We start from the raw sequence: 13,279 nt of genomic DNA, 5'->3' as shown, positions 1-13,279 counted from the left end.
ATATAGTCCCGCAAGGCCGCGATGTCGAGTGCCTAGACCAGTCGCGACCAGCCAAATGAAAACGGCGGCCCCGTTGCGGGAGCCGCCGTTCGCCCTGCCCGGTCAGGCAATGGCGGATTTAGAGAATCTTGAGGTCCACGGCCGACGTCTTGCCACGGCGTTCGTCCTTGTAGAGCTCGTAGGAGATAGCCTGGTCTTCGGCCAGCGTTCGCAGGCCGGAGCGCTCAACGGCGGAAATGTGCACGAACACGTCGGTTCCGCCATCATCAGGTTTGATGAAGCCGAAGCCCTTCTGGTCGTTGAACCATTTCACTTTGCCAGTTGCCATTACGTATATTCCTTCGCGTTTAGCTAAAACGTCCAGGCCCGGAGATGGGTCTGATCCGCCTATCGAAACGGGTAGGAAGAAAGTCATGGCCGTCGGTCTGACGGGGTCTTGATATTCAGACCGACCGAATTCGATGGCGATATTAGACGCACAAGTGCGACATTTCGTCAAGTATTCGGACCGGATGCTATTGCACGCGGAAGTCGAACCAGACGGGTTCGCAATCGCCCAGCCGCTTGGCTTCATAGCGTGTCGGGACATGGTCAGCCGGGCGGACACGCCAGTCTTCCGCGCGCTCGGCTTGCCAGTCAAAACCGCCATGTTTGGCGAAACGCGCAAGCGCTTCATCGGCATAGCTGGCGACATCGGTGGCAAAGCGAACCCGGGCACCGACCGACAGGATGCGGTGAAGCGCGTCCAGGAAATCAGGCTGTATCAGGCGGCGCTTTTGTTGTTTTTTCTTGGGCCACGGGTCAGGAAACAGGATATAGGCCTGATCGACAGACCTGTCTGCCAGTGCGGCCATCAGCAGGCGCGCATCGTCCATCCACAGCCGGACGTTAGCGAGGCCGTTTTCCTCAACACCGGTAAGGGCCTTGGCCATGCCTTCGATGAAGGGCTCGCAGCCGATGAAGCCAGTATCAGGCGCCCGGCGCGCCTGTTCGATCAAGTGCTCGCCGCCACCGAACCCGATTTCGAGGCAAACCGGCCCCGTCCGGTCAAACAGGGTGTGCGGGTCAAGTGCGCCGTCCTCGCCCACGGGCACGGTCAGACCGGGCAGCGCATGGTCCACCAGTGCCTGCTGGCGCGCCGAAAGCGCGCGCCCGCCCGTGCGCCCGAATGTGCGTATGGGGCGAAGGGGTGTGTCTGGGGGGCGGCAGGTCATGGGGCCGCGTCTTGCCCCAGCCGGCGCCGGTAATCAATCGTGTTGTTTCGGATCAAAGGCTGAGGCCGCCGCCCGGACTGTGTTGAGCAGCGACTTGCGCAGAGAGATGTCCTCGATCTTCTGGAAGGCGGCGATCAGTTCGAGGGTTTCCGAATTCATGACGGGCGCGTGGGCGTCATCATCTTCGGCGAGCTGGGCATTCTCATGGTCGACAAAGTCAGCTGCGCCCTCGTAGAAATACGTGATCGGAACGCCGAGAACGGAGGCGATTTCGAACAGGCGTCCGGCCGACACGCGGTTCACGCCCTTCTCGTATTTCTGCACCTGCTGGAACGTGAGGTTCAGAAGTTCGCCAAGCCGCTCCTGCGTGAGCTTGAGTTCACGCCGACGCCATCGCACACGTTGTCCGACAACGCGGTCTATCCCACTCGGCAGCTTGTTCTCTGACATTTCCCACCCGGTGCACGTTATGCTTGTATTTTCGGGTATATTAGCGCCGCCAGCTTGCGAAAGCTAGGCCGGCGAACACGCACAGGGTGAGCCAGAACAAAACGATGCCGATACGGTGCTGGTAAATGGTGACCTCTGCAGGGGCCGGAAGGCGGCCACGTGCATAGGCTGCGTTCCATCCATCCGGGCTGTCTGCAACAGGCGCAGCGCGCAGAACTTCGCGACCAAATCCGTCAACAATCGCAGAGGCACCCCGGCTGGCAGCGCGCGCCATGGGCAGGCCGGTTTCGATGGAACGATAGCGGTTCTGGGCATAGTGCTGCGCTGGTCCCATGCCACCGCCGAACCAGGCATCGTTGGAAATGACCGCAAGCCAGTCGGCGCGCCCGTTGAGGTTTGCATCGCGCGGGATCGACGAATAGAGGCCTTCATAGCAGATCATCGCCACAAAAGGCGGGACATTATCCGCGTAGATGACAGCGGGTCCCGGGCCGGGCCTGAAGCCGTCAGTCGCCATCTGCTGCATCGCGCCGGGCAGAATGCCCGAAATGGACCGGCCGAACGGAATGACCTCGGCCGCCGGTAGCTCGCCGAAGGGGACGAGGCGATGCTTGTCATACAGCGCCATCGGGCCAGACCTGGCGGCGCTCTGGTCGATTACGGTGAGGCTGTTGAAATAGTCACGCGCATCGTCGCCGGTAATCTCGTAGCGCGTGGTACCGGCAATCAGCACGCGGGGGCCGAGATAGGCGTCTATAATGTCGATGGCGTTCGGATCCTGCAGCAGATTCACCGGCACGGCGCCTTCCGGCCAGAGGATAATGTCGCCGGGCGCGCCTTCCTCGGTGGACATCATGCGTGTGTATTCATTCAGGACTGCGTCGGGCCCGACTTGCCATTTCTCGTCCTGTGGGACGCCGGAATCCATGAGCACAATGACTGTATCTGACAGCGGAGAGGGCTCGGCGATACGCTGCGCCCCCCAGGCCCAGCCAAGGGCCACCAGGATGCCGGAGGCAAAAATGGGGATCATCCGGACAGCGAGGCCGCGCATGTCGCGCGTGTCGACGAGCGCCGCGGGTGAGGACATGACGAACACGGTGAGCAGCGTCAGCCAGTAGACGCCGCCAATGGAAGCTGTCTGGGACAGGGCGCCGCCGGGTATCCAGGTGGTTCCGGGCAGGTTCCATGGGAAGCCGCCGAACAGATGGCCGCGCGTATATTCTGCCAGGGCAAAGAAGAGCGCGAATACGAATACGCGCGAAGGCGAGGCCGACCAGAAGGCCCCGGCCATGGCACCCGCCGCGCCCCAGATAAGAGCCATGCCGGCTGGCAGCAGGATGAGCGGCATCCACAGGAAGATCGCGTATTTTTCCGGCTCGACGAGGAAAGGCGAGGCCGTCCAGTGCATGCTGATGAGGAAAAAGCCCACACCGAAGGCCCAGGTGCGCATGAATATTGCCTTGCCCCACCGGCGGTGGCCACGCGCACCGTCCAGCATCCAGACAAGCCCAGTAAACGAGATCACGAGCACCGCGCTGAAGTGGAAAGGGGCGAACGCCACCGCCGAAAACGCGCCGAGCAGGAAGGCCGTGCCGGCTGCGGTCCAGCCAGTCAGGCGCGCAAACGCCTCGTGCAGGGGGCCAAGGGCGGTAAACCCGTGGCTGCGCACTCCGTCTGTCATGGCTTACTCCTGGGGTTGCGGCGCGGGGCCGACCTCCGGTGTGCGCAGGCGCAGGCGGCGAATGCGGCGGGCATCAGCGTCCATGACCTCGATCTCGACGCCGGATGGATGACGCAGGACTTCGCCGCGCACGGGCACTTTGCCTGCCAGTGCGAATACGACCCCGCCAAGCGTGTCGATGTCGGTCTCCATTTCGGCGAGCTCAAGATCAATTCCGGTTTCCTCTGCGAAATCGTCGATTTCGGTGCGGGCATCCGCTTCCCAGACACGCTGGCTGCGCCGCACGAACATGGGCTCCTCATCGTCGTGTTCGTCTTCGATGTCACCGACGATTTCTTCGACCAGGTCTTCGAGGGACACAAGGCCGTCAGTGCCGCCATATTCATCGACCACGAGTGCAAGGTGTATGCGTGTTGACTGCATCTTCACAAGCAGATCTGTCAGCTTCATCGAGGGGGGGACATAGAGCACCTCGCGGTGCAAGCGTTCCAGCGGCCGTTTGGTCACTTCACCGCCGGTAGCGAGTTCCTTGACGACGTCCTTGATGTGGACAAAGCCGATCGGATCATCGAGGGATTCGCGAAATACCGGCAGGCGCGAGTGCGTAACTTCGGCAAAATATTTCAGCAGGTCCGGGAATTCGGTGCCGACTTCGACGGCTTTGACTTCGGCCCGGGCCACCATCACGTCTTCGACGCGCAATTGCTCGAATTCCTCAATGCGCAGGCGCATTTCGTGGGGGCTGACCACAGGCTCACCCTCGGCCGGATCAACGGTGAGGTCTGTGTCAGGCTCCTTGCGGCCAAAGCCGAACATCCTGCGTAATCGCCCGCTAGAGGCCGGTTCAGAAGGGTCAGGGTCGCTCATCGGTCTGGTGCTTTAATCTGAATCATAGGGATTGGCTATGCCAAGTGAGGCGAGCGCGGCGATTTCCAGCCCTTCCATCTCTTCGGCCTGGTCTGGCTGCATATGGTCATGGCCGAGCAGGTGGAGATATCCGTGCACGAGAAGGTGTGTCAGGTGGTCGGGCAGAGTCTTGCCCTGAGCGGCAGCGTCGCGTTTGCAGACACCGTAACCGACCGCAATATCTCCGAGTAGCGGCCTGTCCATTCCGAGCGCCGGAAAGGACAGGACATCGGTTGCCTTGTCGATACCGCGAAAATCCTTGTTGAGCTGGCGAAGAACAGTGTCGTCGGTTAACAGGAGCGACACGGTGCCGTCATCGCGCGCCACACTGCGCGCTGCCGCAAAGGCGCGGCGGCTGAGGGCTTCAAGATCTCCGAGGGCTTCCCAGCTGTCCTCTTCCACAATCAGGTCGACGTCGATCATGATCGGGCTCAGCCCTCTCCGGCAGCGGCATAGGCGTCGATGATGCGGCTGACCAGGCCGTGACGGACGACATCAGCGGCGGTCAGATAGTGCGCCTGAACGCCATCGACCCCGTCAAGTATCCTGAGGGCATGTTTCATTCCGGATGGCTGACTGCCGGGCAGGTCGACCTGGCCCGGGTCGCCGGTGACCACCATGCGGCTGTCCCGGCCAAGACGCGTCAGGACCATCTTCATCTGGGCGATCGTGGTGTTCTGCGCTTCGTCAACGATGACGAATGCATTCTTGAGGGTGCGGCCCCGCATGAAGGCAAGGGGCGCAACTTCGATTTCGCCGCGTGCCATGCGCCGTTCCATCTGTTCCTGCCCCATCAGCTCGCGCAGGGAATCCCAGATCGGCAGCATGTAGGGATCGACCTTTTCCTCCAGTGTGCCGGGCAGGAAGCCCAGTTTTTCGCCCGCTTCCACGGCAGGACGCGTCACGATGAGGCGCTGGCGCAGGCCGGACGTCAACTCGGCAACACCGGCGGCGACGGCGAGGAATGTCTTGCCGGTGCCGGCCGGTCCGACGCCAAAGACAAGCGCATTGTCGGTATTGGCGAGGAGGTCGAGGTATTTTGACTGTCCGCGCGTTTGCGGCTTGATCGGCTTCTTGAGGCCCGCCAGGCCCCCGAAAGTCTGGGCCGGCGTCTGCGCCGCTTCCAGCGCGCCTTCCAGCTCCATCTCATTGGCCTGCGTGCCGCTTCGGATGCGGCGCTCCAGTTCAGCAAGGGCGGCCTCGGCAATCGAGACGCCTTCGGCTGTTCCGACCAGGAGGATGCCGCCGCCCTGGCTTTCGGCTTTCAGGCCGAACGCGGCGAGCCTGGTTTCGAGCAATTGCAGGTGACGATGATGCGGGCCGCACAGGTCCTGCAGTCGCTCGGCATTGCGGACTTCGTAGATGCGGCTGATTGGTGCGGCGGGCGAGGCGGGCATACGGCGTTTGACGGTCACGCAGCGGCCTCTCGGGCAGTGATGAACTCACCGGTCAGGGAGTTTAGGCTGGAGCCGATAATGCGGACAGAAGCGATCTGGCCGATCAGATCAGGAGGGCCGTCGAAATGCACGGCCTGCATGTATGGCGAGCGGCCGTGAACCTGTCCTGCCATACGGCCCTTCCCGGTGACCAGAATATCGAGCGTCTGGCCGATCTGGTCGGCGTTGAAGGCGGTTTGCTGGTCGCGCAGGAGCGCCTGAAGCGCCTGCAGGCGCGCGTCCTTCACGTCTTCGGGAACCTGGCCGAACATCTCGGCCGCGGGCGTGCCGGGACGCTGGGAATACTTGAAGGAATATGCGATGGCGAACCCGGTCCTGCGTACAAGTTCCATCGTCGCCTCGAAGTCCAGATCCGTTTCGCCCGGGAAGCCCACAATGAAATCGGACGCGAGTGCGATGCCCGGCCGGGCGTCGCGTACCTTGGCGACGATCTCGTGGAATTCACCTGCAGTATGTCCGCGGTTCATGGCCTTGAGAATACGGTCTGAGCCTGACTGGACCGGCAGGTGCAGGAACGGCATCATTGCGGGCGTGTCGCCATGGGCGGCGATAAGGTCATCATCCATGTCGCGCGGATGGCTGGTCGTGTAGCGAATACGGTCGATGCCTCCGATTTTTGCAATATGGCGGCAAAGCTGGCCAAGGGTCCAGTCCGGGCCGCCCTCGATGGCTGGCGCAGCGCCGTGGAACGCGTTCACGTTCTGGCCAAGCAGCGAGATTTCGCGCACGCCCTGTGCGGCCAGGCTGCGCGCCTCGACAGTGATGTCATCGACACTGCGGGAGAGTTCGGCCCCCCGCGTGTATGGCACGACGCAGAAGGTACAGAACTTGTCGCAACCTTCCTGGACCGAAAGGAAAGCGGCTGGCCCATCTGCATTTCGGGCCTTCGGCAGGGCGTCGAATTTCTCCAGCGTGTCGAATTCGGTCTCCAGCCGGTCGCCGACAGCACGGCTGGCGCGGGCGATCATTTCCGGCAGCTTGTGATAGGCTTGGGGGCCGAGGACCAGATCAACGGCTGGCTGGCGGCGGATCAGTTCCTCGCCTTCAGCCTGGGCAACGCAGCCTGCGACAGCAATTGTCATCCTCCCGCCGGACGCTTCCTTCAATTTCTTCAGCTGTCCAAGCTCCGAATAGACCTTCTCGGTCGCCTTCTCGCGGATGTGGCAGGTGTTGACGACAACGAGATCTGCGTGCTCGGGGCCGTCCACCGGCGCATAGCCTAGGGGGCGCAGCACGTCGCGCATGCGTTCGGAGTCATAGACGTTCATCTGGCAGCCATAGGTCCTGATGAACAGGCCTTTGGGCGTCTTGGCGGTGTCGGTAGAATTCATCCGCGGGCTTATGCCTGAAAACCGACCGTCCTGCCAGAACCTTGTGCGGTGCCCGGTGAATGCAGAGCGGGCCGGACGCAGTCTGTGACAAGCACTTCACATGAGGTCAAACCGGGCTAGTGTGCCCGCAAGCCAATTAAAGGAGCCGGGGAGGCCCATGGAAACTTTCGTAAACCTTATTCAGAATGTCAGCGGATTCATCTGGGGCGGGGCCTGGAACGGCACGGCCATCCTTCCGATGGGGCCACTGGCATTCGTATTGCTCGGAACCGGCCTGTTTTTCATGTTCCGCCTCGGTGGTCGTCCTCTGCGGCGCTTCTTTCCGGCGCTGAAGGAAGTCTGGGATGGCCGCAAGTCACAAGGCGAAGACGGCGCGATCACGCCCTGGCAGGCGCTGTCGACCGCCCTGTCCGGCCAGGTTGGTACCGGTAACCTTGCAGGCGTCGCAACCGCCATCACGCTGGGCGGCGCGGGCGCGATCTTCTGGATGTGGGTGACGGCCATTTTCGGCATGGCGCTGGCATTCTCGGAAAGCTCACTGGCGGTGAAGTACCGAGAGACCGACGAGTATGGCCGCATCAATGGCGGCCCGATGTATTACATCAAGAACGGCCTTGGAAAGAACTGGGGCTGGCTGGCCATCATCTTCTGTATCGGCACGCTGTTTTCGGCCATGGCGACCGGCTCGATGATCCAGGCAAACTCGATTGCCCAGACCGCCGTTGAAACGGCCCGCTCGAACTTTGGCATCTCGCTTCCGCCCTGGTCCATTGGCCTGGTGCTGTCGGGCCTCGTATTTGCGGTGATTATCGGCGGCATCAAGTCAATCGGATCGGTTGCCGGCAAGATCGTTCCCCTTATGGCGGCGGCCTATGTGGTTGCCGCGCTGGTCGTGCTGATCATGAACGCGTCTGAGATTCCGCATGCTTTCGGTACGATCTTCGCTTCGGCCTTCGGTCTGCAGGAAGCGGTTGGCGGCGCGGCGGGTTACACAATGGCCGCTGCTGTCCGTGCAGGTGTTGCACGTGGCCTGTTCTCGAACGAGGCCGGCCAGGGCTCTGCGCCGATTGCCCACGCAGCTGCACAGACCAAGAACCCGACCCAGCAGGGCGAAATCGCGATGATCGGCGTGTTCATCGACACGATCGTGATCTGCACCATGACCGCGCTCGTCATCCTGACGGTCTCGGGCGACTTCAAGCGCAGTCCTGCGCTGATCGCTGCGCAGCAATGTGTTGCGTCCAACGCGGCGACCCTGCCGGAAGGCACATCGGTTGAAGACCTGTTCCCGTCTGCCTACCAGGATGGCCGGGATGCGATCGTTACGGCTCGCGGCGTCGAGGCGGCCGGGTTCCTCCAGGCTTGCCGTGAGGGCGGACTGAGCCTTGCGATCGACCTGCCGCGTTCGGCAACCGAAGCTGATGAGGCAGCCTATTTTGCCAAGGCCCTGTCGTCGGCATCGGATCCAAGCGTGCTGAATGACGTTCGCTATGTGTATGAGACGGACGCGGAATCGTCGGGTATCACGGCCCGGGCCTATGGCGCGGCGCTGCCCTATGGCGAATGGGTGGTGACCATTGCGCTATTCTTCTTTGCGTTCACCACGATCATTGGCTGGACCTATTATGGCGAGCAGGCGGTGACCTATCTGCTGGGGGAATGGGCGACCCATCCATTCCGGTATTTGTGGGTGATTGTCGTCTTCTGCGGCACGCTGGTCACCAATACGGACGCGCTGTGGCTGCTGGGCGATATCGCCAATGCCTCCATGGCATTCCCGAACCTGATTGCGCTTCTGGCGCTGTCGGGGGTGGTTTATGCGATGCACAAGCGCAATGGCGATCCGGATGAGGCGCATCCGGTGTCGGATGCGCGGGAACCGCACGACGCACCGGTCGAATAGGCGCCAACCGGTGCGACCTGAAAGCCCCGTTCCCGTAAAGCCGGGGGCGGGGCTTTTTCTCGCCTGCGCTCCTGCGAAACGCGATTGACGGGTTCCGTCTGGCGCGAATTTCTGGCTTAATGCCTCGGTAATGTGTGGGGACACCGAGCATGTACCTGAAACTTGCCTTCAGTCTGATCGTCAGCGTCTTCTGCCTGGCCAGCGCCGCGGTTGCGCAGACGCGCATTGCCCTGGTGATCGGAAATTCCGACTATAACCAGTCGGGGTGGGAGCTGCCCAATCCGGTCAAGGATGCCGACCTGATCTCCGATACGTTGAAACGCATCGGGTTCGAGGTCACGCTGGTTAAGAATGCCACGGAAAGCGAGATGGAGATTGCCTTCCAGGATCATGGCGCCCGCCTCAGGGCCGCTGGCACGGACGCGATTGGTGTTTTCTATTATGCCGGTCATGGCGTGCAGTCCGAAGGGCTGAACTATCTCGTGCCTGTGGATGCAAATGCCCGCACGGAGCAGGATCTCTGGCGACAGGCGCCGCGGCTCGGCGATGCGCTTCAATACATCAACAGTGCCGGCAATTCGGTGAACTTCGTGATCCTTGATGCCTGCCGCAACAATCCGCTACCCAGCGCAACCCGCGACCTGTCGGGGGGACTGGCGCCGGTCGGGCGCGCACGCGGCCTGCTGATATCCTACGCGACGGAGCCGGGTTTCACGGCGTTTGACGGCGAGAACGAGCATAGCCCGTTTACCGAGGCGCTTGCCGCCGTGCTGCCAGTGGAAGGCCTGATCGCCGAGCAGGTGTTCAAGCGTGTGGCCGACCGCGTCAGCGAGGCGACAGGGGGCGCGCAGACGCCTTTCTACAATAGCGGCCTGACGGGCGAGGACATCTGCTTTGCCCGCTGCATGGCAGGCGGCGGAATCTCCAGCGCAGAGCAGACGGTTTTCGATCTTGCCGAAAGCCCCTGTGAATATGCCGCTTTCCTGGACCAGTATCCGGGCAGCCCGCTTGCGGCACTGGCCCGGACACGGGCCGAAGGCTGCAATGGCGCGGCAGGTGGAGACGGACGGGACGTGTCATCGGTTTCGGATGAGTCGCCCGGCACGCTTGCTGAATTTGCGCTATGGGAGCCGACCGTGGTGGCGCCCGGATCGGATATCAGTGCGTCGCTCTCATGTATTGCCGATCATGCCAGGATGGATGTGTGCAAACCGGATGACTGGAGCCAGGTCTACGAGAACTGCAAGACCTATGAGCATGCGCTTCTGGACGATGGCAGTCTTCTGACACAGGTGAGCGACGGCATGTGCACGGCAAAAGCGTGGCCGGCGCTAATGAAGCGCTATACGTGGGAAGCGCAGAACGAAGAGGCGTTCCGCGCGAAATATGCGGCCCAGCCGAATGATTTCCGGTCGGCCATGACCTGCCTTGACGCCTATGCACGCACAGATCGTTGCACCGAGCGGCGCTGGAGCGATGTCTCTGCGACGTGCCGCACCCATGAGCATCAGCGCCTGAATGACGGCGTCCTTCAGGCAGCAGTGAAGGCAGGCCAGTGTTCCGCGAAGGGCTGGGGTACGTTGCAGATCCGCCTTGGCGCCGTCAGCGGCTATCTCGAGCAGAAATCGGTCGTTCCATATGTCCAGGAGCAGATGAAGAGCAAGATGCCGATGCAGCAGCAAGTGGCGCCGAATACGGGCGATCTGCTTGAAGCGCCCGACTATTCCCAGCAGCCGGTCAGGAAGTACTGATTTCCGGAATCAGGGCCATCCGCGGCGCCGTGCCCCCAAATGGAACGGTGCGTACCTTGTTCGCGCTTCCGCCATTTAAGCGGTGCGGGGCGATCAGGGCCCCGGGAAGGGTCAATCATGGGTCCCGAATGAGAAAAACCCCGACCATAAGGCCGGGGCGTTCCCACTCTACGCATCATGGAAGACCCGTCGGTCCTACATGAAGCCTTTGAACTTGTCCTTGAAGCGCGACACGCGGCCACCGCGGTCAAGCATCTTGCCGTCGCCACCAGTCCACGCCGGATGCGACTTGGAGTCAATATCCAGAACCAGTTTGTCGCCTTCGGCGCCATAAGTGGAGCGGGTCTGGTATTCGGTGCCATCGGTCATCACAACAGTTACGAAGTGATAATCGGGATGCCCTTCTTTTTTCATAGCCTGGGCCTCTCTATGTAGCCTGGTGTAACGGGTTGAATTCGCACGAGGTGCGCTGGCATGTCTCAGCCATTTTTCGAAGCCCGGCGTGTAACTGAAACAGCGCAGCCCCGCAAGGGGGCGCTTGCATTGAATTGAAGCGCGTGCGCGGAAAGACGACCCATGGCCGACACTGAAACAAGCCTCGTCGAGGACCGCCGCACGACTCTGCCGGAGGGCGGCGAGGGCATGGCGCGCCCGAAAGGCCGCAGCCTGAAGCCGCTGACCCTGATCCTGCCTTATGTTGCCAGGCATTGGCTGACGGTGAGTGTCGCACTGGTTTTCCTTGTGCTGGCAGCGGCGGCAAGCCTGGTGATTCCGATTCTGCTGGGGCGCGCGGCTGATGCCGGGCGTTCGGCAGAGGGCAATACCGAGCTGCTGCTGAACCTGATCAACCAGTCATTCATGTGGGTCATGGTGGCCGCCATCGCGTCCGGCCTGCTCGGCGCGGTGCGCTTCTATTTTGTCTCTCGCTTTGGCGAACGGGTCGCGGCCGACCTGCGCAGGGACCTCTATGCCCACTTGCTGAAACTGTCGCCAGCCTATCATTCGCGGATGCGTTCGGGCGAGGCGGTATCGCGCCTGACGGCGGATATCACGCTGATTGAGACGTTTCTTGGCTCGTCGGCTTCGCTGGCCGCGCGCACCCTGCTGACGACAACCGGCGCGCTGACCATGATGCTGGTGGTGAACTGGAAACTGGGCCTGACGCTGCTGGCCATGCTGCCGGTGGCAATCCTGCCGGTCATGGGCATTGGCCGGATCATACGCAAAATGTCGAACCGTGCCCAATCGCGCCTGTCGGATGCCGGCGCAGAGGCGGCTGAAGCGCTGGACGCGATCGAACTGGTGCAGGCCTATGGCCGCGAAGCAGGACGGCTTGTCTCCTTCACGACAGCCATCGAGGCCACGTTTGAAGCGGCCATGAAGCGCATTGGGGCGCGGGCCGTGATGATCGTCATGGTCTCCGTCCTGCTGTTTGGCGGCTTTGTCGGCGTGCTGTGGCTCGGTGCGCGGGGCGTGGCGACCGGAGAGATGACATTTGGCAACCTCGCCGCCATGGTCATGTATGCGCTCTATGCGGGATCGGGCCTTGGCATGCTGGCAGAGGTTTATGGTGAAGTGATGCGGGCTGCGGGCGCAGCTGACCGTGCCGCCGAAGTGCTGAACACGGATATTGAGATTGATGCGCCCGACCATCCTGTGGCGCTTCCGTCCAGAGTGACCGGCGCGCTGACATTCGATCATGTGACGTTCCGCTATGGCAATGAGACGCTGTCTGCCCTGGAGGATTTCTCGCTGAGCGTGAAGCCTGGTGAATTTGTCGCGCTGGTCGGGCCCAGCGGCGCAGGCAAGACAACCGTGTTCCGCCTTGCGCTGCGCCTGTTCGACCCGCAGGCGGGCAAGGTGATGCTGGACGGCGTGTCCTCAGTAACGGCGGCCCCGTCTGACTGGCGCCGGCAGTTTGCCTATGCGCCGCAGGAATCGGCGCTGTTCACCGGGACGGCGGCAGAGAATATCGCATTCGGCACAGACAATTCCGACGAGGCCCTGCTGGAGCATGCCGCGCGCATGGCCGAAGCGATGGAGTTCCTCAACGCCAAGGAGGGCCTTGCGACGGATCTTGGCCAGAAGGGGCGCAGCCTCTCGGGCGGCCAGCGCCAGCGGGTGGCCCTTGCCCGGGCGCTTGTGCGCGATGCGCCCGTCCTGTTGCTGGACGAGGCGACAAGCGCGCTCGATTCCGAGAGCGAGGCAGCTGTGCGCCGCGCCATCGCGAATGCCGCCGAGGGACGCACGACGCTGGTGATCGCCCACCGCCTGTCGACCGTGCGGCGGGCCGACCGGATTGTCGTCATGGAGCAGGGCCGGATCGTGGAAGAAGGCACGCATGACGCGCTGGTCGCGCAAGGTGGCCTCTATGCGCGGCTTGCGGAACTGCAGTTTGCCAGCGAAGCGGCCTAGCCCTTGCGCATCTTCTTCACTTTGCCGTCAATCGTGAAGGCAAAGGCGAGAGACAGGATCAGGGGTACCCAGATGGGCAATTCGCCAAGGCCAGGTGTTTCAAGCGCTGCCGCCAGGTGATCGTCCACGCACCACCACAAAAGCCATAACCACATGATATTTCTCCGC

General features: G+C 62.2%; 13 protein-coding genes. 3 read left to right on the top strand and 10 right to left on the bottom strand.

Annotated elements, in window-relative coordinates; all coding sequences use genetic code 11:
* Nucleotides 1–118: 118 nt before the first annotated feature.
* From ACQ66M_RS06340 to miaB, 8 genes are all read right to left on the bottom strand, one after another.
* Nucleotides 119–328, bottom strand: coding sequence for a cold-shock protein (locus ACQ66M_RS06340; protein ID WP_034736399.1), 210 nt, complete (start codon nucleotides 326–328; stop codon nucleotides 119–121).
* Nucleotides 329–515: 187 nt separating this feature from the next.
* Complete coding sequence (trmB, locus tag ACQ66M_RS06335) at nucleotides 516–1,214, bottom strand: tRNA (guanosine(46)-N7)-methyltransferase TrmB (RefSeq protein WP_350172813.1); 699 nt, start codon at nucleotides 1,212–1,214, stop codon at nucleotides 516–518.
* Between the two features lie 33 nt (nucleotides 1,215–1,247).
* Nucleotides 1,248–1,664 carry a helix-turn-helix domain-containing protein gene (locus tag ACQ66M_RS06330; RefSeq protein ID WP_350172811.1) on the bottom strand — a complete coding sequence of 139 codons (417 nt, stop codon included), beginning with the start codon at nucleotides 1,662–1,664 and terminating at the stop codon, nucleotides 1,248–1,250.
* Between the two features lie 40 nt (nucleotides 1,665–1,704).
* Nucleotides 1,705–3,348 (bottom strand): apolipoprotein N-acyltransferase, encoded by a 1,644-nt coding sequence (gene lnt / locus ACQ66M_RS06325; RefSeq protein ID WP_350172809.1) that lies wholly within the window; start codon nucleotides 3,346–3,348, stop codon nucleotides 1,705–1,707.
* 3 nt (nucleotides 3,349–3,351) lie between these two features.
* Nucleotides 3,352–4,215: a transporter associated domain-containing protein gene (locus ACQ66M_RS06320; protein ID WP_350172807.1), complete on the bottom strand. Its 864-nt coding sequence runs from the start codon at nucleotides 4,213–4,215 to the stop codon at nucleotides 3,352–3,354.
* A gap of 12 nt (nucleotides 4,216–4,227) precedes the next feature.
* On the bottom strand, nucleotides 4,228–4,677 hold the full coding sequence (gene ybeY / locus ACQ66M_RS06315; RefSeq protein ID WP_350172805.1) for an rRNA maturation RNase YbeY: 450 nt from the start codon (nucleotides 4,675–4,677) through the stop codon (nucleotides 4,228–4,230).
* Between the two features lie 8 nt (nucleotides 4,678–4,685).
* The gene (locus tag ACQ66M_RS06310; RefSeq protein WP_430405130.1) at nucleotides 4,686–5,651 is read right to left on the bottom strand and encodes a PhoH family protein; all 966 of its coding nucleotides are present in this window, start codon (nucleotides 5,649–5,651) and stop codon (nucleotides 4,686–4,688) included.
* 14 nt (nucleotides 5,652–5,665) lie between these two features.
* Nucleotides 5,666–7,042 carry a tRNA (N6-isopentenyl adenosine(37)-C2)-methylthiotransferase MiaB gene (miaB, locus tag ACQ66M_RS06305; protein ID WP_430402601.1) on the bottom strand — a complete coding sequence of 459 codons (1,377 nt, stop codon included), beginning with the start codon at nucleotides 7,040–7,042 and terminating at the stop codon, nucleotides 5,666–5,668.
* 157 nt (nucleotides 7,043–7,199) lie between these two features.
* Here miaB and ACQ66M_RS06300 point away from each other — a divergent pair, with 157 nt between their 5' ends.
* A complete protein-coding gene (locus ACQ66M_RS06300; protein ID WP_350172799.1) occupies nucleotides 7,200–8,945 on the top strand; it encodes an alanine/glycine:cation symporter family protein in 1,746 nt (581 codons plus the stop codon).
* A gap of 149 nt (nucleotides 8,946–9,094) precedes the next feature.
* Nucleotides 9,095–10,696, top strand: coding sequence for a caspase family protein (locus ACQ66M_RS06295; protein ID WP_430402599.1), 1,602 nt, complete (start codon nucleotides 9,095–9,097; stop codon nucleotides 10,694–10,696).
* A 195-nt stretch (nucleotides 10,697–10,891) separates the two neighbouring features.
* Here ACQ66M_RS06295 and rpmE read toward each other — a convergent pair whose 3' ends face one another.
* Nucleotides 10,892–11,110: a 50S ribosomal protein L31 gene (gene rpmE / locus ACQ66M_RS06290; protein ID WP_034736379.1), complete on the bottom strand. Its 219-nt coding sequence runs from the start codon at nucleotides 11,108–11,110 to the stop codon at nucleotides 10,892–10,894.
* Between the two features lie 162 nt (nucleotides 11,111–11,272).
* On the opposite strand from rpmE, the gene ACQ66M_RS06285 reads away from it, so the two are divergent.
* Complete coding sequence (locus ACQ66M_RS06285; protein WP_350172795.1) at nucleotides 11,273–13,111, top strand: ABC transporter transmembrane domain-containing protein; 1,839 nt, start codon at nucleotides 11,273–11,275, stop codon at nucleotides 13,109–13,111.
* Here the strand turns inward: ACQ66M_RS06285 and ACQ66M_RS06280 are convergent.
* Complete coding sequence (locus ACQ66M_RS06280) at nucleotides 13,108–13,266, bottom strand: hypothetical protein (protein WP_350172793.1); 159 nt, start codon at nucleotides 13,264–13,266, stop codon at nucleotides 13,108–13,110. The two genes, ACQ66M_RS06285 and ACQ66M_RS06280, sit on opposite strands and share 4 nt — an antisense overlap.
* Nucleotides 13,267–13,279: the final 13 nt, after the last annotated feature.

The sequence above is a fragment of the Hyphomonas sp. genome (assembly GCF_965284475.1).
Classification (GTDB): domain Bacteria; phylum Pseudomonadota; class Alphaproteobacteria; order Caulobacterales; family Hyphomonadaceae; genus Hyphomonas.
Note: the sequence above shows the minus strand (reverse complement) of the source record. Positions and strands in the feature narration are given on the sequence as shown.